We start from the raw sequence: 21,355 nt of genomic DNA, 5'->3' as shown, positions 1-21,355 counted from the left end.
GGGAGTCCTAGAGCGGGATCGAGCCAGTGTGGCGCTGCCAGAAGGCAGCGTCGGGGAACATGCCCGCAGCGGCCGCCGCGTTGTCCTCCATGTGCTCCGGCCAGGTGGTGCCGGGGATGGTGCAGGTCACGGCCGGATGGCTCAGCACGAACTTCAGCAGCAGCTGCGCCCAGCTCCCGCAGCCGATCTCGCCGGCCCAGCCGGGCAGGGGCTGTGCGCGCAGCCGGCGCAGCAGCCCGCCGCCGCCGAAGGGCATGTTGACGATCACCGCCATGCCGCGCTCGGCAGCCAGGGGCAGCAGGCGCTCTTCGGCCTGGCGCGCTTCGATCGAGTAGTTGATCTGCAGGAAGTCGAGCGGCTCGGCGCGCAGCACCGCCTCGACCTCGGCATAGGCCGAGGCGGTGTAGTGCGTGATGCCGATGTAGCGCACGCGGCCCTGCGCCTTCCAGTCGCGCAGCGTCGCCAGGTGGGTGCGCCAGTCGACCAGGTTGTGCACCTGCAGCAGGTCGATGCGCTGCGTGCGCAGGCGCTGGAAGGACTGCTCCATCTGCGCGATGCCGGCTTCGCGGCCGGAGGTCCAGACCTTGGTGGCGAGGAAGGCCTTCTCGCGCTGCCCGCTCGCGGCCAGCAGCGCGCCCACTACGGACTCGGCGCGGCCGTACATCGGCGAGCTGTCGATCAGCGAGCCGCCGGCGGCGAACAGCGCATCGAGCACGCCCGGCAGGCGCTGGTGTTCGGCACTGCCGGGGCTGACATCGAAGCCGAGCCAGGTGCCGCAGCCGATCACCGGCAGGGCTTCGCGGGTGGAGGGAATGGGGCGAGTGGTCATGGGTGTCATGGCTTTTCCACATGATCGTCCTGGACTCGGAAAAAGAAAACCAGAGCACCCAGGAATACTGTATAAAAATACAGTTATACGGATCATCATGGGCCTGCCTTCCTTCGACTCCTTTTCCACCGCCGCCCGTTACAAGGTCTGGCGCGGGGACACGCTGGGCCTGGCCGATGGGCAGGTCATCGGCACGGGGCATGCAGCGCTCGATGCGCAGTTGCCGGGAGGCGGCTGGCCGGTGGGCGCGATGACGGAGCTGCTGCAGGCCGCGCCCGAGGCCCATGCCTGGCAACTGCTGCTGCCGGCGCTGGCGCAGGCGGTGCAGGGCGGCGCAGGGCCCGTCGCGCTGATCGGCGCGCCGCACGAACCCTTCGGCCCTGCGCTCGCGGCTCAAGGCCTGCCTGTGGAAGCGCTGCTTTGGATCCGTAGCGAGGCATCGGCCGCGCGGCTCTGGGCCTGCGAACAGGCGCTGCGCTGCGCCGAGGTGGCCGCCGTGCTGGCCTGGCTGCCGCAGGCACGGGTGGGCGAGCTGCGGCGGCTGCAACTGGCCGCGGCGCAGCACGACCGCCTGCTGTTCGTGTTTCGCCCGGACACGGCCGCCCATTCGGCGTCGCCCGCCCGGCTGCGCCTGCAACTCGCCGCCTGCGCCGCAAACGCCGCGCAGATCGACGTCCACATCCTCAAGCGCCGCGGCCCGCCGCTGGCGGCGCCCCTGCAACTGCCGGCACGCAGCGAGCGCATGACGGCGCTGCTCGCGGCCAGCCAGCTCAGGCGCAAGCTGCGCCAGCAGCAGGAGGGCAGGCTGCCACCCAAGACCGAAGGCGCGACCGTGCTCCGCCTCGGCCTTCACGCGGAACAAGGCCATGCACTGGATCGCATTGCGCTGGCCGCCTGAGATCGCCGCCGCCCAGGAGGTGCCGCTGCCGTCCCCCGAGGCCCTCGGCTGGTGGGCCCTGCAGTTCACGCCGCGTGTCGCCTGGGTCGACGGCGAAGCCCTGCTGCTCGAAGTCTCGGCCTGCGAGCGGCTGTGGGGCGGGCGCCTGGCGTTGATGCGCGAGATCGCGCGGCTCAACCCGGTGCCGGAAGTCCCCGTGCAGCGCGCGCAGGGTGCGACCAGCCCGGTCGCGCTGGCGCGGCTGCGCATGTTCGCGCGCGGCGAGCAGCCGCCGTACGAGCTGCCGTCCGGCCTGCCGCTCGACACCTTGAGCGCGGCGCGCGATCACCTCGAGGTTTTGGCGCATCTGGGCTGCCGCAACTGGGGCGATGTCGAGAAGCTGCCACGCGGCGGCCTCACGCGCCGCTTCGGCAAGGCATTGCGCGCGGCCCTCGACGTGGCCTACGGCCTCGCACCCGACGGCCATGAGTGGCTGCAGCTGCCCGATGTGTTCGAGCAGAAGCTGGAACTGCCCGCGCTGGCCGAGGGCGCGCCCGAGCTCATGTGGTCGGCCAACCGCCTGCTGGCGGCACTGCAGATCTGGCTGCGCGCGCGCCAGCGCGGCGTGGTGGCGATCGAGCTGCAATGGACGCTGGACCTGAAGCGGCTAAACGGCGTCACGCTGCCGCCGCACCAGCAGCTCACGGTGCGCACGGCCGAGCCCACGCAGGACATGGCGCACCTGCGGCGCCTCCTGTCCGAGCGGCTCGCGCTCACGACGCTGGCCGCGCCGGCGAGCTGGCTGCGCCTGCGCTCGGTCGAGACCGCGCCCTGGGCCGGCGCCAGCACCAGCTTCCTGCCCGAAGACAACCGCAAGGGCGACAAGCTGCACGAGCTGGTCGAGCGGCTCAGCGCGCGGCTGGGGCCGCAGCAGGTGCTGCGCGCGGTCGCCCAGGCCGACCACCGGCTCGAGTGCCGGCAGGCGTGGCGGCCTGCATTGCACAAGCCGCAGGCTGCTGCCTCGCCGCCGCCGGCTTCGCAGTCGGCGGCTCGACCGACGCCGGGCCGTCCCAAGGCGGTCGATGGCCCCGTCGGGGAGCCGGGCGCCATCTACCCCTCCTGGCTGCTGCGCGAGCCCTTGCGGCTGGAGGTGCGCGACGGCCATCCCTGCTTCCGCGGCGTGCTGCGCAAGCGGGTCGGGCCGCAGCGGCTGGAGGTCGGCTGGTGGGGCGGCCCGGGGCAGGGCGCGGAAGAGGGCGGCCACCCGGCCGTGCGCGACTACTACATCGCCGAGAGCCCGGAGGCGGGCCTGGTCTGGATCTTTCGCGAGCGGCCTTCGGCCTTCCTGTCCGACGAGGCGCCGCGCTGGTTCCTGCAGGGGCTCTATGCCTGAGCGAGGGAGCAAGACCATGCCCGAGCTCAGCGACAAGCAGATCCTGAAGCGCAAGCGTGCCTCGGCCACGGTGCATGCCTTGCCGCCGCGGCTGTCACAGCCGGAAGCCGGGCCGCCGATGCCACCGGGGCTGCCGGTACTGCCCGCCTACGCCGAGCTGCACTGCCTCACGAACTTCAGCTTCCAGCGCGGAGCCTCGCATCCCGAAGAGCTCGTGCAGCGCGCCTACGCGCTCGGCTACGAGGCGCTCGCCATCACCGACGAATGCTCGGTGGCCGGCGTGGTGCGCGCGCACGAGGCGCTGCGGGAGCTCCTCGAGGAGCTCGATCCTTCGCAACGGCATCCCTTCCGGCTGCTGTTCGGCAGCGAGTTCCGCTTCGAGCGCTTCAAGCTGGTGGCGATCGCGCACGATCTCGAAGGCTGGGGCAACCTCTGCGAGTTCATCACCGCCGCGCGCACCACGGCGCCCAAGGGCAGCTACCACGTGAGCTGGGACGAAAGCGACGTCGCCTCGCTGCGCGATTGCGAAATCCTCTTCGTGCCCCTGCGCACGCCCGGCGCCATGCCCGACGCCGAAGCGCTCTGCGCCGACGTGGCCCAGGTCGCGCGCCTCTTCGCGGGCCGCCTCTGGATCGCGGCTGAGCTGCCCAACGAGCTCGACGACGACCTCTGGCTCGTCACGCTGCTGCAGGCCGGCGCACAGGCCGGCGTGCCGCTGGTGGCGGCCGGCGACGTGCACATGCACGTGCGCTCGCGCAAGCCGCTGCAGGACGTGATCACGGCCGTGCGCGAGGGCAGGCCGGTCGCCGAATGCGGCTTCGCGCTGCAGCCCAATGCCGAGCGGCACCTGCGCTCGCGGCTGCGCCTGGCCAACCTCTATCCGGCCGAGCTGCTGATCAACACGCTCGAAGTCGCGCGGCGCTGCAGCTTCGACCTGGACGTGATCCGCGAGCACTACAAGTACCCGCTCGAGAACGTGGCGAACGGCGAGACGCCGGCGCAGACGCTGGTGCGCAAGACCTGGGAGGGGGCGCGCGAGAAGTATCCGCAGGGCCTTCCGGAGAAGGTGCGCAGGCAGATCCAGCACGAGCTCGACCTGGTCATCGAGATGCACTACGAGATGTTCTTCCTCACGGTGGAAGACATCGTTCGCTTCGCGCGCTCCCAGGGCATCCTGTGCCAGGGCCGCGGCTCCTCGGCCAATTCGGCAGTCTGCTACTGCCTGGGCATCACCGCCATCGACCCCGAGACCGGCCACCTGCTGTTCGAGCGCTTCCTGAGCCGCGAGCGCCGCGAGCCGCCCGACATCGACGTCGACTTCGAGCACCAGCGGCGCGAGGAGGTGATCCAGTACATCTACCAAAAGTATGGCCGCGACCGCGCCGCCATCGCTGCGGTCGTGATCTGCTACCGCTCGCGCAGCGCGCTGCGCGACGTGGGCAAGGCGCTGGGCATCGATGCCCGCCTGGTCGACGAGTTCGCCAAGGACCACTACTGGTTCGATGGCGTGGTGCTCGACCAGCGGCTGCAGGAGGCGATGCAGCGCACGGGCGTGCAGGAAGCCATGCCCAGGCTGCTGCAGTGGATCGAGCTCACCCAGCAGCTGCGCGGATTTCCGCGCCACCTGAGCCAGCATGTGGGCGGCTTCGTGCTCACGCAGAGCAAGCTCACGCGCCTGGTGCCGGTGGAGAACGCCTCGATGAAGGACCGCTCCGTCATCCAGTGGGAGAAGGACGACCTCGAGGCCATGGGCATGCTGAAGGTCGATGTGCTCGCGCTGGGCATGCTGAGCGCGATCCGGCGCACGCTGGCGCTGGTCAACGGCTGGCGCGGCACGGCGATCGAGATGCACCACATCCCGAACGACGACGAAGCCGTGTTCGACATGATCTGCGATGCCGACACCATCGGCGTGTTCCAGATCGAGAGCCGCGCGCAGATGTCGATGCTGCCGCGCCTCAAGCCGCGCAGCTACTACGACCTGGTGATCGAGGTCGCCATCGTGCGGCCCGGGCCGATCCAGGGCGGCATGGTGCATCCGTACCTCAAGAACCGCGAGAAGGTGCGCAAGGGCAGCGAGATCGACTACCGCTATCCCGACCTCATCCCCGCGCTGGGCCGCACCCTCGGCGTGCCGATCTTCCAGGAGCAGGTGATGCAGATCGCGATGATCGCGGCCCGGTTCACGCCCGACCAGGCGGATCGCCTGCGCCGCTCGATGGCGGCCTGGAAGCGCAAGGGCGGTGTCGAGAAGTTCCGCGATCCGCTGGTCGACGGCATGATCCGCAACGGCTACGACAGCGAATTCTCCGAAGCCATCTTCAAGCAGGTCCAGGGCTTCGGCGAATACGGCTTTCCTGAAAGCCATGCCGCCAGCTTCGCGCTGCTGGTGATCGTGAGCAGCTGGCTCAAGCTGCACGAGCCCGCCTGCTTCCTGGCCGCCATGCTCGATTCGCAGCCCATGGGCTTCTATTCGCCCTCGCAGCTGGTGCAGGATGCCAGACGGCATGGCGTCGAGGTGCGCCCCGTGGATGTGACCGCCAGCGACCTGGACTGCACTCTGGAGTCTCTTGCTCCTTCCCTCTGGGGCAGGTTGGGATGGGGCAGCAGCCCCGCAAAGCATCCCCCGCTTCGAACATCGCCAAGGCAACCCCCACCAACCCGCCATACGCCTAGGCCTGCGCCGCATCGCCACCCTCAGCGAAACCGGCGCCACCCGCATCGTCGAAGCCCGCACCCAGGCCCCCTTCACCAGCACCGAAGACCTGGCCCTGCGCGCCGAGCTCGACGCCAAGGACATGGCCGCGTTGGCCGCCGCCGATGCGCTGCTGACGCTCTCGGGCCACCGGCGCCAGCAGGTCTGGGACGCCACCGCGCAGCGGCGCGCGCCGGCGCTGCTCAAGGGCGTGCCCATCCTCGAGCGCGCGCTGCAGCTGCCCCTGGCGCCCGAGGGCGAGGAGATCGTCGGCGACTACGCCTCGCTGGGCTTCACGCTGCGCCGCCATCCGCTGGCGCTGCTGCGCCCACGGCTCGCGCGCATGAAGCTCTCGAGCGCCGAGCAGCTGCGCGACCTGCCCAGCGGTCAGACCGTGCGCGCCTGCGGCATCGTCATGGGCCGCCAGCGCCCGCAGACCGCCAACGACACCATCTTCGTCACGCTCGAGGACGAGACCGGCAACGTCAACGTGATCGTCTGGAAGCACGTGGTCGAGGCCTGGCGCGAGCCGCTGCTGAAGTCGCACCTGCTCGCGGTGCAGGGCACCTGGCAACGCGACGTGGACAGCGGCGGCGAGGTGCGGCACCTGGTGGCCACCGGCTTCCGGGACCTGACGCCGCTCTTGGGGCGGATCGCGAAGAACAGCAGGAGCCGGGACTTTCACTGAGGCCCGCGGCCGCCGCGCGGCGATGCCCGCCATGCGCACGGCCGCACCGCCATGGTGCCTCTTCCCGGTGCAAACCCGGGGAACAAAAGCACCGAAATTAAGTATTCTCTACATTAATTTGTAGAAGTCGCTTACTTAACTGCCGGCACGCTTTCTGCAACGCCCCGCGTCGTGCAAGCCGCCGTCACCCACGAGGAAAGTCCATGACCGCCTACGCCTACAACGCCTGGTACCCGCTCGCCTGGTCGCGGGACATCGGACGCGAGATCGTCGCGCGCCGCGTGCTCGAGGAGGACCTCGCGGTCTACCGCACGGAGGAGGGCGCCGTCGCCGCGCTCGAGGACGCCTGCCCGCACCGGCTGGCGCCCCTGACCATCGGCCGGCTCCAAGGCAATGCCATCCAGTGCGGCTACCACGGCCTCACCTTCGACTGCAGCGGCCGCTGCGTGCACGCGCCGGGCATGCCGCGCGTGCCGGAGAGCTTTCGCGTTCGCAGCTACCCCACGGCCGAGAGCATGGGCATGGTCTGGGTGTGGATGGGCGATGCCGACAAGGCCGATCGCAGCCAGGTGTTCCGCCTGCCGCAGTACGACGACCCCGCCTACAGCGTGGTCGAGGGCGACGCGCTGCTCGTGCAGGCCAACTACCTGAGCCTGGCAGACAACCTCTGCGACCCGACCCACGTGGTCTACGTGCACCAGACCACCCTGGCCAGCGCCGGCCGCGAGGAGACGCGCGTGCAGCACGAGCGCCAGGGCAACACGGTCGTGACCTGGCGCTGGGTGATCGACGGCCCGCTGATCCCGATCTTCGAAGGTCTCAAGAACTTCGAAGGCAACGTGGACCGCTGGCACTACTACCACTACCACGCCCCCAGCATCGCGGTGATCGACTTCGGCTCCGCCCGCACCGGCACCGGCGCGCCCGAGGGCAACCGGGACGACTGCATCCAGATGTACGCCTGCCACTTCATCACGCCCGTCGACCAGCGCAGCTGCATTCAGCACTGGCTGTGCCTGAAGAACTCGCCGGCCGACCCGGTGATCGACGAGCGCCTGCGCAACAACCTGCGCATGGCCTTCCAGGAGGACAAGCGCATGCTCGAGGCGATCCAGCGCAACGAGGACAAGCCGCGCCAGTGGCACCGCATCAACCTCGGCCTCGACGGCTCCTCCATCAAGATGCGACGCATCGTCGAGGAGATGGCCGCCGAATGAAGTTCTCCCCCAGGTTGGCTCACTTCGTGTAGCCGCCCACCCCCTCACCGGGGGCAACACCAGCGGCCCGGCAAAGCCGGTTCCGCGGTGTTCCCCGGCTGGCTTGCACAGCTTCGAAGCGACTGATTGAGCCACGAGCCGCTACCTTCTTCTTTTTCTCCGTCCCCAGCCATCGCCATAAAGGACTCCGCCATGACTCTCACGCTTTCCGCGTCCGCCCGCCTGCTGGCGGCCAGCCTCTGCCTCGTGGGCGCGCACGCCGCCGCGCAGGGCACGATCAAGATCGGCGAGATCAACAGCTACAAGGCCCTGCCGCAAAACCTGGTGCCCTACAAGCAGGGCTGGCTGCTGGCGCAGGAAGAGATCAATGCCGCGGGCGGCGTGCTCGGCGGCCGCAAGCTGGAGACCGTGTTCCGCGACGACAACGGCAACCCCGGCGACGCGGTGCGCATGGCCGAGGAACTGCTCGCGCGCGAGAAGGTCGACATCCTCTCGGGCGTGACGCTCTCGCACGTCGGGCTGGCGCTGACCGACTTCGCCAAGCAGAAGAAAACCTTCTTCCTCGCCTCGGGCCCCTTGAGCGACAAGGTCGTGTGGGACAACGGCAACCGCTACACCTACCGCCTGCGTTCCGGCACCTATGCGCTCTCCGCCTCGGTGATCGGCGAGGCCGTCAAGCTGAAGAAGAAGCGCTGGGCGCTGGTCTACCCCAACTACGAGTACGGCCAGGCGGCTGTGGCGGCCTTCAAGGAGAACATGAAAAAGGCGCAGCCCGACGTCGAGTTCGTGGCCGAGCAGTCGCCGCCGCTCGGCAAGATCGATGCCGGTGCCGTGGTGCAGGCGCTGGCCGATGCCAAGCCCGACGCCATCTTCAACGTGATGTTCGGCAGCGACCTGACCAAGCTCGCGCGCGAAGGCAAGACCCGCGGCCTGTTCGAGGGCCGCGAGGTGGTGAGCCTGCTGACCGGCGAGCCCGAGTACCTCGACCCGCTGAAGGACGATGCGCCCGCCAACTGGATCGTCACCGGCTATCCCTACGCCAGCATCGACACGCCCGAGCACAAGGCCTTCCTCGCCGCCTACCAGAAGAAGTACAACGACTATCCGCGCCTGAACTCGGTGGTGGGCTATGCCACGGTGAAGGCGATCGCCGCGGGCATTCAGAAGGCCGGCTCGACCGACACCGAGAAGCTGATCGTGGCCTTCAAGGGCCTGCAGTTCGACTCGCCTTTCGGGCCGGTGGTGTTCCGGCCGCAGGATAACCAGTCGACGCTCGGCATCTTCGTGGGCCGCACCGCGGTGAAGGACGGCAAGGGCGTGATGCCCTCGGGCACCTACCTCGACGGCGCGAAGCTGCAGCCGGCCGAGGAGCAGATCCGCAAGCTGCGCAATCCTTCGTGAGCGCGGCATGAGCGCAACCCTCCCGCCCATCGGCTGCAACGGCCGCGGCGCGCAGGCCTCTTCGCTGGAGCGGCCGGTGTCGCTGGCCGAGCCGACCATCGAGGAGCAGTTCCGCCTGGTGCGCGAGAGCGGCGCCTTCGACTGCTTCGACCGCCTGCCGATGCCGGGCCAGGTCGATACCTATCTGCGCTGCATCGAGCGCTTCGGCCTGCCGGTGCACACCGCGAGCTGGTTCTATGCGCTCGGGCGCGACGAGGCGCTGCTGTCCGACAAGCTGCGCCTGGCCGCCGAGGTCGGCGCACGCACCCACAACATCATGCTGCACTGGCACGACGCGACGGGCCGGCCCATCGGCAACGACGAGGTGGCGGACTTCTACCTGCGCGCCTACGACGAGGGCATGGCCCGCGGCGTGGAGCCCGCCTTCGAGCTGCACGTCAACATGTGGAGCGAGGACCCGCGGCGCGTCGCGCCGGTGGCCGGAGCGGTGCGCCGGCGCGGCATCCCCTTCCACTTCACGCTGGACTACAGCCATGGGATCTTCAAGATCGGCAACGCGCAGGAGCTGGCGATCTGCGGGCTGACGGAAGACGTCGCCTCCGGCCGCGCGGTGCTCGACCCTTTCCAGCCCGGCAACTTCGTCGACCAATGGCTCGAGATGGGCATCGTGCGCTGGCTGCAGGTGCGCAGCGTGGCGCCGAACGGGCCGCGCAACATCTGGTCTGTGGGCGATTCGGGAGAGGCGGTCGCGGCCGTGCCCGAGCATTCGATCTTCCCGTACACCAAGGGCGAGCCGGGCCGCGGCATCCTCTATCCCTTCACCGAGCCGGCGCCCGGCGAGTGGCATTCGCCCTGGGACGCGGGTGCGCTTGCCTGCACGCGCGAGGTGGTGCGCAAGGTGCTGGCCTACCACCGCACCCACGAAGACTCGCCGCTGCGCTGGATCACCACCGAGATGATCAACCTGCCGGACTATGCGCACAACGCGCGCTTCTCGCTGATCGGCCAGAACGCGGCAATCGCGCGCTTCGTGCGCGAGCAGTGGGCCGCGCTGGCGGGCCCTGCTTGATCACTTCTTCTTGACGGCGGCCCTGCGACGCGGCTTGGTCGCGGCCTGCGGCTCGCCCGTCTCGGCCGCCTCATCCGCTTCGTCGCGCACCGCGAGCATGCTCAGCACCACATCGCCGATGTGCGCGCGCCAGGCCGCGCGCCGCCGCGGGCTCATCAGGTCCGCGCCGATCCAGGTGGCGCAGGTGTACTGGTTCGAGAGATAGAAGAAGCCGAGCGACATGATGGTCATGAGCACATGCTCGGACGACAGGTCGCGGCGGAACACGCCCCGCGCCTGCCCGCTCTCCAGCAGCGTCGCGACCGTCTGCAACAGCGGCAGCGTGGCGCGCTCCACCACCTGCGGCGCCTGGCGGATGTGCTTACCGCGCAGCAGGTTCTCGTTCATCAGAAGCCGCACCAGGTTGGGATGCGAGAGGTAGTGGTCCCACGAGTGCAGCACCAGCTGGCGCATGCCTTCCACCGGGTCCTCGGGCGTCACGAACTCGCGCTGCGCGCCGATCATGTCTTCGTAGATCTTCGCCAGCACCGCCTGGTAGAGGCGCTCCTTGTTGCCGTAGTAGTAGTACAGCATGCGGTCCACCGTGCCGGCCGCGGCGCTGACGCGCTCGATGCGCGCGCCGGCGAAGCCATGCTCCGCGAACTCCTCGACGGCTGCATCCAGGATGCGGGTCTCCAGCAGGTCCGTGCGCTCGCGCCGCAGGCGCCGCCGTGTGGGGCCGCCTTCCGCGATCGGCGCAGGCTCGTCCGCGCGTGCGGCAAGGCGGCCGGTGCGGGGGGCGGAAGGGGATCGTTCAGGCACGGTGGATCGCTCCTTGTCGTTCGGGTCCGGGCGGCGGATGGTGATGCATTCTCTCGCATGGCTGTCGAGGATTAGGGGGACATCCCCTATCAGCGCGCAGCCGCGAAGCCGAGCGGCGGCGGGCGCCTGCGCACCACCTGCGCCTTCACCACCGAGGTGTTGGTCTCGGCCTGGTCGGCGATCCGGTCCAGCACCCGGTCCAACTGCTCGATGGAGCGCACGAACAGCCGCGCGACGAAGCAGTCCTCGCCGGTGACCTTGTCGCATTCGCAGATCTCCGGCGTCTGCTCGATCAGCTTCTGCACCGCCTGCAGCTTGCCGGGCAGGGGCCGGATGCGGACGATGGCCTGCAGCGGGTAGCCCAGCGCCTGCGGGTCGAGCGCCAGCGTGTAGCCGCGGATCTGGCCGCGCTCTTCCATCCGCTTGGGCCGTTCCGACACGCTGGGCGGGGACAGACCGACTGCCTGCGCCAGGTCCTTGAGCGAGAGGCGGGCGTTGGCGAGCAGGGCCTCGACGATGCGCTGGTCGATGGTGTCCATCATGGAGCTTTCCTCGGGCAAAAGGGCCGGTGGCCTCAGAAGCAAAGGAGTATGTGCCTATTCGCCTTGCTTTGGCCATGGATGGCCCGTGCGGTCGATGGCATCCTTCATCGCATCGCGACGACGAAGAGGCCAGGCATGAACAGCAGAACCCACGGCACGCTCGAGATGAGCGCCGCGATGGCGATCTCCGGAACCATCGGCTGGTTCGTGGTGCGCTCGGGCCTGCCGATCGTGGACCTGATCTTCTGGCGCTGCGTGTTCGGCGCCGCGACCCTGCTGGTGGTCTGCGTCGCGCTGGGCCTCCTGCGCGGCCTGTCGCTGCGCATCGTCGGCCTGGCGGCGCTGGGCGGCGCTGCCATCGTGCTCAACTGGGTGCTGATCTTCGCCTCGTACAGCCGTGCTTCCATCTCGGTCGCGACGGCGGTCTACAACACCCAGCCCTTCATGCTGGTCGCGCTGGGCGTGCTGTTCTTCTCCGAGCGGCTCACGGCAACCAAGCTGCTGTGGCTCGCGCTCGCCTTCATCGGCATGCTGCTGATCGTGCAGGCCAAGCCCGGCGCCGGCCAGCCGGGCTCGGACTACGGCACCGGCATCCTGATGGCGCTGGGCGCGGCCTTCCTGTATGCGCTGGCCGCGGTCATTACCAAGAAGCTCGACGGCACGCCGCCGCATCTGATCGCGCTGGTGCAGACCTGCGTCGGCATCCTGATGGTCGCGCCCTTCGCGCACCTCGATGCGCTGCCCGCCGATGCGGGCAGCTGGGCCACGCTGGCCACCATGGGCGTGGTCTACACGGGGCTGGTCTACATCCTGCTGTACGGCGCGATCCAGAAGCTGCCGACGCCGCTGACCGGGGCGCTGTCCTTCATCTACCCGGTGGTCGCGATCGGCGTGGACTTCCTGGCCTTCGGGCACCGGCTGCAGATCGCGCAGTGGATCGGCGCGGCAGCGATTTTGCTGGCCGCGGCGGGCATGAACCTGGGATGGGCCTTCCCCCTGGTGCGGGCGCGCGATCGGCGCAAGCAGGAGGCGCTTCGCGGGCTTCGATGAGGCGCCCTTTCACTGGATCCGGACGACCTCGGCCTGGGGCCGTGCCTGCGGCTCCAGGCTGGAGCTGCGCATGAGCTTCTCGCCCTCGCGGTAGAAATACCAGCAGCCGTCGTCGGGGTTGCGCGCATCGGAGAGCCGGCTCGGCGGCGCCGGGTTGAACTTCGCGCACAGGGCGCCGTCGTCCTTCAGTTCCCAGCGGCCCGAGCCGTTGACCGAGACGCTGGTGACGCTCTGGCTGTTGAAGAAGACCCTGCCGCCGTCGCGCAGGTCGAAGCGAATCAGGCTGCCGGCCGCGGTCTCCTTCAGGGTGTGGGTCTTGCCGACGAAGAGTTGCTGCAACTCGTTGCGGTCGAGGAACTTGCGTGATGCGGAGGAGGGCTGGGCGGGAGATGGCGCGGGCGGGGACGGCGTCAAGGCTGCCACGGGCGCCTGCGGCTGCGGCGGGGCCGGCGGCGATGGCCGCGGCGCGGGCGGCGCCACCGGGGCTGCACCGCCGGCGGCGGCGCTGCCGAGGGCGGTGCTGCCGCGACCTGGTATCGCTCTCGCGCCGGGCCTGCGCGAGCAAGCGTCGATGTCCTTCGGCCTGGCGTCGCGGCCTGCGGGTGCGGGTGCCGGCGCCTGCGCCTGCGCCAAGGGCGCAGCCGGCGCGCCGGACGGCGACGCGGGTGCGGCCGCCGGGTTCTCGGCCGCCGGCCGCCGGGCCGTCGGGTTGAAGCTGAAGTTCGAGGTCAGCGAGGTGTTCACCCAGGGCAGCTGGCGCTGGCGCGTGTCGTTCAGCACCCGCACGCGCACGTTCTTGAACATCTGCTCGACTTCCAGGCCGGGGACCATGATCTCGTCGGCCAGGTTGCGGGTGTAGATGCTGTTGCGCCCGGCCGGGCCGTCCTCGGCCGGCGCGCCGGGCGCCGAGGCAAAGGCGATCAGCGTGCCGCGCGCGCCCATCTCGGCCAGTCCGCCGGCGGAGCGGACATTGCGCGTCTTCGCCGCGAACGGGTTGTCGCGGCAGGCGTCGAGGATCACGATGCGGGGGTAGGAACCGACCTTGTCGATCTTGCTGAGGAACAGCTCCTCGATGTCGACCGACTCATCCTTCACCTCCTCCTGGTCGCGCAGGTTGATGTCCACCGGCAGCAGGTAGTTGCGCCCGTCGATCTGCACGCCGTGGCCCGCGTAGTACAGCACCGCGATGGCATCGTCCTGCTGGACCATGCGCGCGAATTCGCGCAGCGCCCGCCTGAACTGCAGCACGCCGACGTTGAGCTGCAGGTTGACGTCGAAGCCCAGCTTGCGCAGGTTGCCGGCGATCAGGCGCGCGTCGTTCACGGGGTTGTCGAGCGGGACCTTGGGGTACTGGGAGTTGCCGACGACCAGGGCGATGCGCTTTTCCGGGGGGCGGTCCTGGGCATGGGCGGGCAGGACCACGAACTGCAGCGCCGAGGCGAGCGCGAGCAACAGCATCCAGCCGAGCCGGGAAACGAGCGGAGTCATCGAGCCGAGGCGGTGCGCCTTGCATCGGGCATTCATGGCGCGGACTATCTACCAGCGCCGCTCGGATCGCAATGCGTATTTGCGGGGCAAACAGTGGCTGGCTACCGGGCAGCCGCTGGATGCGCAGCGCCAGGCGAAGAAGGAAGCGCGCGCGCGAAGGAAGAAGCGCCCTCCCTCGAAGGGGAGGGGAGCGCTCCGCCGGACGCCGCTTGGTGGCTATTTCCAGTTGGCGGCGAGCAGCGGCGCCAGGCTGTCCTGGTAGGTCGGAGCCAGTGTCGTCTGGCCGGGCGGCGGGGCGCGAAGCTGGCCATGGCCTGCACCAGGTTCTGCACCTGGGTATCGATCAGCACATGGCCATCGCTGGTCCTGAATTCCTCGACGCTGTATTGGCTGCCCGCGTACCAGCTGTTGAGGGTGAGCTTGTCGTTGGTGCCGATGATGCTGACCTCGAGGTTGTTGCCGGCTTGGCGGAACCAGAGCTGGTCGGCGGGCAAGCCGCTGGCGAAGGTCACCGCGTCCTTGTTACCGGGCGTAGCGTCGTAGTCGGAGAGGGTGTCCTGTCCCGAGCCCGGGCCGAAGACGTAGGTGTCGTTGCCGATACCGCCGTTGAGTGCGTCGTTGCCTGCGCCTCCGTCAAGGAGGTCACTGCCGTTGCCGCCGTTCAAGGTGTCGCTGCCGTCGTCCCCGAAGAGGTTGTCGTTGCCCTCGCCACCTTGGAGCGTGTCGTTGCCCGCACCGCCGTTGAGCGTATCGTTGCCCGCCGCGCCATCGAGCGTGCCGCTGCCCAGCCCTCCGACGAGGTATCGCTGCTCGTCGTGCCGCGGAGGCTGTCGCTGCCTTCGGTGCCTGCGAACACTTTCGCCAGGATCGCTGCCGAGTTCCATGTGGTGCCGTCGGCGAACTTCACCTGCTGCACGGGGCTGTAGGCGCTGTCGGTGGTGTCGCCGTAGAAGTAGCCGTTGATGAAGAGCTTGTCGGTGGTGCCGGCGATCGACAGCTCCAGGCCATTGCCGCCGCCCCAGTAGCCGTCGTAGGCCTGCTTGACGATGATGTCGGAGGGGGCGATGCCTTCCTTGAACTGCAGCACGTTGAGCTTGCCTGCGGTGCTGTCGTGGCTGCGGATGTTGTCCTGGCCGTCGCCGCGTCCGAAGAGGTAAATGTTGTTGCCGGCATCGCCGCTCAAGGTGTCGTTGCCCACCCCACCATCGAGCGTGTCGTTGCCGACGCCACCGTACAACATGTCATTGCCCTCGCCTCCGAGGAGACTGTCGATGCCCGCACCGCCTTCCAGGGTGTCGTTGCCGTTGTCGCCGTTCAGGCAGTCGTTGCCCGTTCCGCCGTACAGGCTGTCGTTGCCGTCCCCGCCACTCAGCGTGTCGTTGCCAGCACCCGCGCTCGCAACGTCGTCGCCCGCCCCGCCATTGAAGCTGTTGCCGCTGGCATCTCCGAGGTAGAGGTCCGACTTGGCCGTGCCGCTGGTCGTTGCCCCGGCGTAGACGTTCAAGGCAGCGAGCTCGGTTCGAAGCGCCGAGCCTGCCGGCAGGGCCTCGACCCAGCCACGCAGCGTGTCGAGGCCCGCGAAACCCACCGCCTGCAGCGTTGACTGCGCAAAGCGGTTGAGCTCCACCAGATCGATGATTGCCTCGCGCTCGCCGGCCGCCTTGCGTTGATCGAGCAGGCTGGCGAGTGCGGTGGTGTCGAAGCGGATGCCTTGCTCGTCGATGGTCAGCTCGATCGCATCCAGATACGGCTTGAGCCGGGTCTGCAGCACGAGGGCGCTGTAGATGCTCTCCTTCAAGGCGTCGTAGCTTTGCTGCAGGAGCGTGAGTTGTGCCGCCGGCGGAGCAATGCCGTAGCCGGCACGGGTCACGAGGGTGACCCAGAAGTGTCGTTGGGAGCTGCGATCGACACTGAATCGTCTCTTTGCTCGGTTTGATTTCTGCTATTCATGCTGATGTCTGATTCTCTGGTGACGACCGCTCTGAAGTCTTCCCTGCAGGTGCTGTCCGCCAGAACTTGCGGGCCCCGCCGAGCTAGGCCGGCACTTTAACGGCTTACGAACTCGAATTTGAGCAAACCTGCTCTTCGTCAGAATTGATCAGATTTGATGTGGGCGCGCATCGCCCCGCGACTCGTGGCGCCTAGGCACCGCCCTTTTCAATTCACAAATGTGTCCGACGATGCAAATCAGTGATTGACGGCCCCATGGAGCCTTCAGCCAAACGCCGCAAATACATGTGCGCAGGCAACTGACTGCGCCAAGGCAAATGTGTCCGGAATCGCCCTGCAATCGTGAGGTGAGGCCTTCGCAACCCCACCCACGGCATCGCCGAGCCAAGCACTTTTCGCTACCCTAGCGCGATGAACGCATACGCCTTGCAGCACGCCGGCATCCCCATCGGCCCGCCGCCGCCGGCACCCGACCTTCCGGTGCCGCCTTCACCGCCGCCGGCGCCTTCACCCCAGCCCGAGGGCGATCCGCCGGCAGTCGATCCCCCCATGACCGAGCCCGGCACGCCGTCGCCGGTGGCCGACCCGCCGCCCGGCGCTCTGGCCGCGCTGGGCCGGCTGCATGCGCGCCGCCTGCGCGAGGTGTACCGCTCGGCCGGCTGGCCCTGCTGCGACGCAATCGAGGTCGAGCTGCTCGCGGCCGGCCTGCTGGAGCGCGTGCGCTGGCCGCAGGGCCACGAGACGCTGCGCGTGAGCGATGCCGGCATCGCGCACATCGCGGGCAGCCTGGTCGTCAACCGCGCCGCGCTCTCGCGGCACGAGGCGCTGGTCGAGCAGGTGGCGCGCGCGATGACGCGCGCCGGCCGCGTCGCATGGCGCGGGCTGAGCCTGCGCGCGCGCCTGCCCGGCGCGAACGAGGGCGACAAGCCGCGCTGGTGCATCGCGCGGCCCGATGTGTTTTCGATCCGCAACACGAGCGTCGAGGCCTATGCGCAGCCCATCGTCCACGAGGTGAAGGTCAACCGCGCCGACCTGCTCGGCGACCTGCGCAAGCCCGACAAGCGCGCCGCCTACCTCGACCTCGGCGGCGAGTGCTGGTATGTGCTGGGCTGCGATGCCAGGGGCCGGGCGATCGCCGAGCCGGAAGAGATCCCGGCCGAGTGCGGCGTGCTGGTCGCGCAGGGCGAGCGGCTGGTGGTGGCGCGCGCGGCCGTGCATCGCGCGCTGCCGCGGATGCCTTTCAGCGTCTGGATGGCGCTGGCCAAGGCGCAACCGGTGGCGGGCTTCGACGACGAGTCGCAGGAGTTGCTGGCGGGCATCGAGAGCTGAGCCCGCTCAGGAGCCGCGCCGCACGGCACCGGGCGTCCGAGCGGGGCGGTGCCGCTCTGGTCAATCCTCGTTGTCCTCGTCCTCGTCCTCGGTGTCGAGGCTGTCCCCATCGCCCGCCAGTTCGGCGGCCGAAGCGGCGGCGGGATCGTCGACTTCATCCGTGACCTCGCCGACGTCCAAGGGCACGGTGCCGATGCGATCGGGCAGGATATCGGCATCCTCCACGGGCGCGGCCGGATCGGCCGAGGCGCGCTCGCCGGTGCCGGCGGCATCGGTGTCCGTGCCGTGGGCGATGGGCAGCGCGCCCTCGGCGCTCTCGTCGGGCATGGCGGTGCGGTTGCGATCGGTCTGCACGTCGCTGCCGCTGTCGCTGCTGTCGCTGGGACCGAGCGCGTCCACGTCGGTGCCGCGCGGGCGCGACGGCGCGTGCTCGCCGCCCAGGATGCTGCTCTTGGCCATGAGGTTCCTCCTTCGGGTCGATGGCATGGCCTCACTGTGCGCGGAAGCGTGCGGTGCCGTGTGGGCAGCGGCGGACGCCGCTTGTCGGCCGGCGCGAAGGCGATCGCGCTTCAGCCCAGCAGGCGCGGCAGCCCTTGCACCAGCAGCAGCCCCGCCACGCCCTGCACGCTGGCGCAATGCCACATCGGCAGCGTGTTGTCGAGCGTGGCGCGTGCCTGCGGCTGCAGACGGCCCGCGAAGGAGCGCGCCAGCAGGTAGCCGCCCATCAGCAGCAGCACGGCGACATGCAACCCCTGGTAGGCGAGCAGCATGGCGACGGTGGCGCTCCAGGCCTGGGCCTGCGGAATCAAGCCGGCCTGCGCCTGCGCGAAGAGATCGATGCCGAAGGCGCCGGCCGCGCACAGCATGGCAATCGTCACCTGCGCGCGCAGCCCCCGCTGGCCGCGTACATCGGCGCCGCGCAGGCGCCGCGGTGCCGTCGCCATCAGCAGCGAGCCGGCCGCGAGCAGCGCCGCCGAGGCCCAGGGCCAGCGCAGCGCCGGCAGCGCGGCACCGGGCGGCGGGCAGGTATCGGCCGCCATCGCGACATGCACATGCGCATACGCGAAGGACGCGAACACCGTCAGGTCCACCGCAACCAGGATGAGCATGGCCCACCACGAATGCGAGTCGATGATGCTGCGGCTGCCCACGGGCAGTTGCACGCCGTGAGCGACCTCGGCACGCGGGCGCGGCGGCGGCTGGTCGGAGGCCCACAACCAGCGCAGCACCGCCCCGATCGCAACCAGCCCGAAGGCGAAGGCGGGCACCGCCAGTTCCACCGTCAGGAGCAGGAAGAAGCCCGCCGTGCCGGCAGCCGCCAGAAGCGGCCACCAGCCATCGGTGGGCAGCCGCAGCAGGTGCAGAGGGTGTGCGCCGGCAATGCTGGTGATGAGCGTCTCGCGGCCGCCGAAGACGGTGCCGGGCAGCCAGTGCCGCCCGTCCTCGACCTCCCGCGGCAGCGACGGCTGCTCCCACAGCGGCTCGCGCGAGGCGAGCTCGGGAATGCTGCGCACGCCGTATTCGCGCTGCGGCAGCCATTCGAGCGTGCCGGCCTGCCAGGGGTTGCCGTGGTCCTTCTGCGGCCGGCGCAGCACACGTGCGGCATCGACGATGAACAGCAGCACGCCCGCGGCCAGCACGAAGGCGCCGAGCGTCGACAAAAGGTTGAGCGCGTTCCAGCCCAGCTCGTCCGGGTAGCTGTGAATGCGACGCGGCATGCCCAGCAGGCCCGCGATGTGCATCGGAAAGAAGGCGAGATTGAAGCCGCCGAACATCAGCCCGAAGACCCAGCGGCCCCAGCGCTCCGACAGCCGGTGGCCGTTGAACACGGGCGCCCAGTAGTAGAAGCCCGCGAACAGCGGGAACACCATGCCGCCGATCAGCACGTAGTGCAGATGGGCGACGATGAAATAGCTGTCGTGCGCCTGCCAGTCGAAGGGCAGCACCGCCACCATCACGCCGGTCAGCCCGCCCAGCACGAAGATGAAATGAAAGCCCAGCAGGAACAGCGTCGGCGCGTTGAGCCGCACCTCGCCGCGCCAGAGCGTCGCGATCCACGCGAACACCTGCACGCCGCTGGGGAGCGCGACCAGGAAGCTGGCCGCCGAGGTGATCATCATCGACACGTCGCCCAGCCCCGCCGCGAACATGTGGTGGATCCACAGCGCGAAGCTCAGCACCCCGACGCCGGCGAGCGCCGCCACGATGCCGCGGTAGGCCACCAGCGGGGTGCCCGCGAGCGCGGGGATCATCATCGAGACCATGCCCGCAGCCGGCAGGAAGATGATGTAAACCTCCGGATGCCCGAAGAACCAGAACAGGTGCTGCCACAGCAGCGGATCGCCGCCGCGCCCGGCGATGAAGAAGGGCCAGTCGAAGGCGCGCTCCAGCTCGAGCAGCGTGGTGGCAGCGATCACCGCCGGGAAGGCGAAGACGATCATCAGCGCCGTCACCAGCATGGCCCAGGCGAAGACCGGCATGCGCATCAGCGTCATGCCAGGCGCGCGTGTGAAGAGGATGCCGACGATCAGCTCGATCGCACCCGCGATGGCCGAGATCTCGATGAAGCCGATGCCCAGCAGCCACCAGTCGGCACCGCGCCCCGGCGAGAACTCCTTGCCGGTGAGCGGCGGGTACATGAACCAGCCGCCGTCGGGCGCCTGGCCGAAGAACAGCGTGCAGAAGAAGACCAGCCCGCCGATCGCATAAGCCCAGAAGGCATAGGCCGACAGCCACGGAAAAGGCAGGTCGCGAGCGCCCAGCATGCCGGGCAGCAAATAGACCGCCACCGCCTCCACGATCGGCACCGCGAACAGGAACATCATCACCGTGCCATGCATGGTGAAGAGCTGGTTGTAGGTGCGCGGCTCGACCAGCGTGTTGTCGGGTAGGGCCAGTTGCGCGCGCATGAGCAGCGCGAGAACGCCGGCCAGCACGAAGAAGAGCATCGCGGTCGCGATGTAGTACACGCCGATGCGGGTGTTGTTGACGGCCGAGAGCGCACGCCAGCCCTTGGGTGCCGCCCAGGCGCGCTGCAGCGCCTCGCGCTCGCCCGCGGGCCGGGGCAGGGCGGAGGGCAGTTCGCTCATTTCAGGTGGGCCAGCCAGGCGGCGATGGCCTGCAGGCTGGCTTCGTCGATGCGCTCGTGCGAGGAGGGCATCCGCGCGCCGGGCTTGAGCTGCTGTGTGTGCGCCACCCAGCGCGCGAGGCCATCGGCATCGTTGGGCATGAGGCCGGCGCCGAGGAACAGGCGACTGCCCACATGCGTGAGGTCCGGGCCCAGGCGGCTCTCCTCGCTCACGCCGCGCACCGTGTGGCAGGCATTGCAGCGGTGCGCCAGGAAGGCATCGCGCCCGCGTTCGAGCGCAGCCGTGGCCGGCGGCGCGGCGGGCGTGGCCTGAGCGGCAAGCCAGGCATCGAAGGCGGCAGGCGGCTCGGCCACCACATGCAGCGCCATGCTGGCATGCTGGTCGCCGCAGTACTCGGCGCAGGCGCCGCGCCAGGTGCCGGGGCGGTCGGCCTGCAGCTGCAGGTGCTGCATGCGGCCCGGCACCATGTCCATCTTGCCGCCGAGCGCCGGCACCCAGAAGCTGTGGATGACGTCGGCACTGGCGAGCGCGAAGTAGATTGGCCGGCCGACCGGGATGCGCAGCTCGTTCGCGCCCGCGACCTCCAGGCCCGTGGCCGGATCGCGATAACGCAGCTCCCACCACCACATGTGGCCGGTCACGGCAACGATCAATGCGTCCTTGGGCGGCGCTACCCGCCAGGGCGGCTTGTGCCATTCGCTGTAGACGAAGAGAGCGGCAAGCACTGCGCCCGGAAAGGCGAGGCCGCCGCCGAGCACCCACCAGCGCGCATTCACCCGCGCCCGGCGCCGGCGAACGGCGAGCGCGAGCAGTGCCATCACGCCTGCGAAGATCAGCGCCGCGCCGGCAACCAAGACGCCGGTCACGCCCAGCAGCGTCTCTGCCACCGGGCCGGCCGCCTGCAAGGCCGACTGCATGTAGGCGCCGCTCATAGGGC

Annotated in this window: 16 protein-coding genes and 1 pseudogene; 8 read left to right on the top strand and 9 right to left on the bottom strand. The window is 69.5% G+C overall.

Annotation, left to right across the window (positions count from 1 at the left end):
- Window positions 1–7 precede the first annotated feature (7 nt).
- On the bottom strand, window positions 8–838 hold the full coding sequence (locus GXN78_RS27900; RefSeq protein WP_239142948.1) for an aldo/keto reductase: 831 nt from the start codon (window positions 836–838) through the stop codon (window positions 8–10).
- 88 nt (window positions 839–926) lie between these two features.
- Between GXN78_RS27900 and imuA the strand changes: the two genes are divergently transcribed.
- The 6 genes and pseudogenes from imuA (at window position 927) to GXN78_RS27870 (ending at window position 10,169) form a co-directional block, all read left to right on the top strand.
- Window positions 927–1,727 carry a translesion DNA synthesis-associated protein ImuA gene (imuA, locus tag GXN78_RS27895; RefSeq protein ID WP_106554636.1) on the top strand — a complete coding sequence of 267 codons (801 nt, stop codon included), beginning with the start codon at window positions 927–929 and terminating at the stop codon, window positions 1,725–1,727.
- A complete protein-coding gene (locus GXN78_RS27890) occupies window positions 1,696–3,099 on the top strand; it encodes a hypothetical protein (RefSeq protein WP_106554637.1) in 1,404 nt (467 codons plus the stop codon). Before imuA ends, GXN78_RS27890 begins: the two co-directional genes overlap by 32 nt.
- 16 nt (window positions 3,100–3,115) lie before the next feature.
- A pseudogene (locus tag GXN78_RS27885) lies at window positions 3,116–6,482 on the top strand (error-prone DNA polymerase).
- A 203-nt stretch (window positions 6,483–6,685) separates the two neighbouring features.
- Entirely contained in the window at window positions 6,686–7,699 is a 1,014-nt protein-coding gene (locus GXN78_RS27880; protein ID WP_106554639.1) for an aromatic ring-hydroxylating dioxygenase subunit alpha, read from the top strand.
- A 192-nt stretch (window positions 7,700–7,891) separates the two neighbouring features.
- On the top strand, window positions 7,892–9,100 hold the full coding sequence (locus GXN78_RS27875) for an ABC transporter substrate-binding protein (protein WP_106554640.1): 1,209 nt from the start codon (window positions 7,892–7,894) through the stop codon (window positions 9,098–9,100).
- Window positions 9,101–9,107: 7 nt separating this feature from the next.
- Window positions 9,108–10,169, top strand: a complete 1,062-nt coding sequence (locus GXN78_RS27870) for a xylose isomerase (RefSeq protein WP_106554641.1) — start codon at window positions 9,108–9,110, stop codon at window positions 10,167–10,169.
- On the opposite strand, the gene GXN78_RS27865 is transcribed toward GXN78_RS27870, so the two are convergent.
- Together GXN78_RS27865 and GXN78_RS27860 are read right to left on the bottom strand one after the other, a co-directional pair.
- Window positions 10,170–10,970 (bottom strand): TetR/AcrR family transcriptional regulator, encoded by an 801-nt coding sequence (locus tag GXN78_RS27865; protein WP_164255808.1) that lies wholly within the window; start codon window positions 10,968–10,970, stop codon window positions 10,170–10,172.
- A gap of 89 nt (window positions 10,971–11,059) precedes the next feature.
- Entirely contained in the window at window positions 11,060–11,512 is a 453-nt protein-coding gene (locus GXN78_RS27860; protein WP_106554643.1) for an Lrp/AsnC family transcriptional regulator, read from the bottom strand.
- Window positions 11,513–11,647: 135 nt separating this feature from the next.
- On the opposite strand from GXN78_RS27860, the gene GXN78_RS27855 reads away from it, so the two are divergent.
- Window positions 11,648–12,562, top strand: coding sequence for an EamA family transporter (locus tag GXN78_RS27855; protein WP_106554766.1), 915 nt, complete (start codon window positions 11,648–11,650; stop codon window positions 12,560–12,562).
- Between the two features lie 9 nt (window positions 12,563–12,571).
- Here the strand turns inward: GXN78_RS27855 and GXN78_RS27850 are convergent, their stop codons facing one another.
- The 3 genes from GXN78_RS27850 to GXN78_RS42025 all read right to left on the bottom strand — a co-directional run bounded on the left by GXN78_RS27850 (window position 12,572) and on the right by GXN78_RS42025 (window position 15,920).
- Window positions 12,572–14,086, bottom strand: a complete 1,515-nt coding sequence (locus tag GXN78_RS27850) for a caspase family protein (protein ID WP_164255806.1) — start codon at window positions 14,084–14,086, stop codon at window positions 12,572–12,574.
- Window positions 14,087–14,151: 65 nt separating this feature from the next.
- The gene (locus GXN78_RS27845; protein WP_181360486.1) at window positions 14,152–14,715 is read right to left on the bottom strand and encodes a calcium-binding protein; all 564 of its coding nucleotides are present in this window, start codon (window positions 14,713–14,715) and stop codon (window positions 14,152–14,154) included.
- On the bottom strand, window positions 14,712–15,920 hold the full coding sequence (locus GXN78_RS42025) for a calcium-binding protein (protein ID WP_106554646.1): 1,209 nt from the start codon (window positions 15,918–15,920) through the stop codon (window positions 14,712–14,714). The genes GXN78_RS27845 and GXN78_RS42025 overlap by 4 nt, the downstream gene beginning before the upstream one ends.
- Window positions 15,921–16,411: 491 nt before the next feature.
- Here GXN78_RS42025 and GXN78_RS27835 point away from each other — a divergent pair, with 491 nt between their 5' ends.
- Complete coding sequence (locus GXN78_RS27835; RefSeq protein ID WP_106554647.1) at window positions 16,412–17,329, top strand: hypothetical protein; 918 nt, start codon at window positions 16,412–16,414, stop codon at window positions 17,327–17,329.
- A gap of 60 nt (window positions 17,330–17,389) precedes the next feature.
- Here GXN78_RS27835 and GXN78_RS27830 read toward each other — a convergent pair whose 3' ends face one another.
- From GXN78_RS27830 to GXN78_RS27820, 3 genes are all read right to left on the bottom strand, one after another.
- Entirely contained in the window at window positions 17,390–17,788 is a 399-nt protein-coding gene (locus GXN78_RS27830) for a hypothetical protein (protein WP_106554648.1), read from the bottom strand.
- Window positions 17,789–17,898: 110 nt separating this feature from the next.
- Entirely contained in the window at window positions 17,899–20,418 is a 2,520-nt protein-coding gene (gene ctaD / locus GXN78_RS27825; RefSeq protein ID WP_106554649.1) for a cytochrome c oxidase subunit I, read from the bottom strand.
- The gene (locus tag GXN78_RS27820) at window positions 20,415–21,350 is read right to left on the bottom strand and encodes a c-type cytochrome (RefSeq protein WP_106554650.1); all 936 of its coding nucleotides are present in this window, start codon (window positions 21,348–21,350) and stop codon (window positions 20,415–20,417) included. Before GXN78_RS27820 ends, ctaD begins: the two co-directional genes overlap by 4 nt.
- Between the last annotated feature and the right edge of the window lie 5 nt (window positions 21,351–21,355).

This window comes from Variovorax sp. WS11 (assembly GCF_010499245.1).
In the GTDB taxonomy this organism is placed as follows: domain Bacteria; phylum Pseudomonadota; class Gammaproteobacteria; order Burkholderiales; family Burkholderiaceae_C; genus Variovorax.
The sequence above is the reverse complement of the archived record's forward strand: the minus strand, read 5'-3'. Positions and strand labels throughout refer to the sequence as shown.

What these genes read in the sequence shown, in the direction of transcription:
- GXN78_RS27875 (WP_106554640.1), top strand. Translation starts at nt 7,892, where the DNA reads ATGACTCTCACGCTTTCCGCGTCCGCCCGCCTGCTGGCGGCCAGCCTC.
- GXN78_RS27900 (WP_239142948.1), bottom strand. Translation starts at nt 838, where the DNA reads ATGACACCCATGACCACTCGCCCCATTCCCTCCACCCGCGAAGCCCTG.
- GXN78_RS27880 (WP_106554639.1), top strand. Translation starts at nt 6,686, where the DNA reads ATGACCGCCTACGCCTACAACGCCTGGTACCCGCTCGCCTGGTCGCGG.
- GXN78_RS27830 (WP_106554648.1), bottom strand. Translation starts at nt 17,788, where the DNA reads ATGGCCAAGAGCAGCATCCTGGGCGGCGAGCACGCGCCGTCGCGCCCG.
- GXN78_RS27855 (WP_106554766.1), top strand. Translation starts at nt 11,648, where the DNA reads ATGAACAGCAGAACCCACGGCACGCTCGAGATGAGCGCCGCGATGGCG.
- GXN78_RS27870 (WP_106554641.1), top strand. Translation starts at nt 9,108, where the DNA reads ATGAGCGCAACCCTCCCGCCCATCGGCTGCAACGGCCGCGGCGCGCAG.
- GXN78_RS27820 (WP_106554650.1), bottom strand. Translation starts at nt 21,350, where the DNA reads ATGAGCGGCGCCTACATGCAGTCGGCCTTGCAGGCGGCCGGCCCGGTG.
- imuA (WP_106554636.1), top strand. Translation starts at nt 927, where the DNA reads ATGGGCCTGCCTTCCTTCGACTCCTTTTCCACCGCCGCCCGTTACAAG.
- GXN78_RS27890 (WP_106554637.1), top strand. Translation starts at nt 1,696, where the DNA reads ATGCACTGGATCGCATTGCGCTGGCCGCCTGAGATCGCCGCCGCCCAG.
- GXN78_RS27835 (WP_106554647.1), top strand. Translation starts at nt 16,412, where the DNA reads ATGAACGCATACGCCTTGCAGCACGCCGGCATCCCCATCGGCCCGCCG.
- GXN78_RS27860 (WP_106554643.1), bottom strand. Translation starts at nt 11,512, where the DNA reads ATGATGGACACCATCGACCAGCGCATCGTCGAGGCCCTGCTCGCCAAC.
- ctaD (WP_106554649.1), bottom strand. Translation starts at nt 20,418, where the DNA reads ATGAGCGAACTGCCCTCCGCCCTGCCCCGGCCCGCGGGCGAGCGCGAG.
- GXN78_RS27850 (WP_164255806.1), bottom strand. Translation starts at nt 14,086, where the DNA reads ATGAATGCCCGATGCAAGGCGCACCGCCTCGGCTCGATGACTCCGCTC.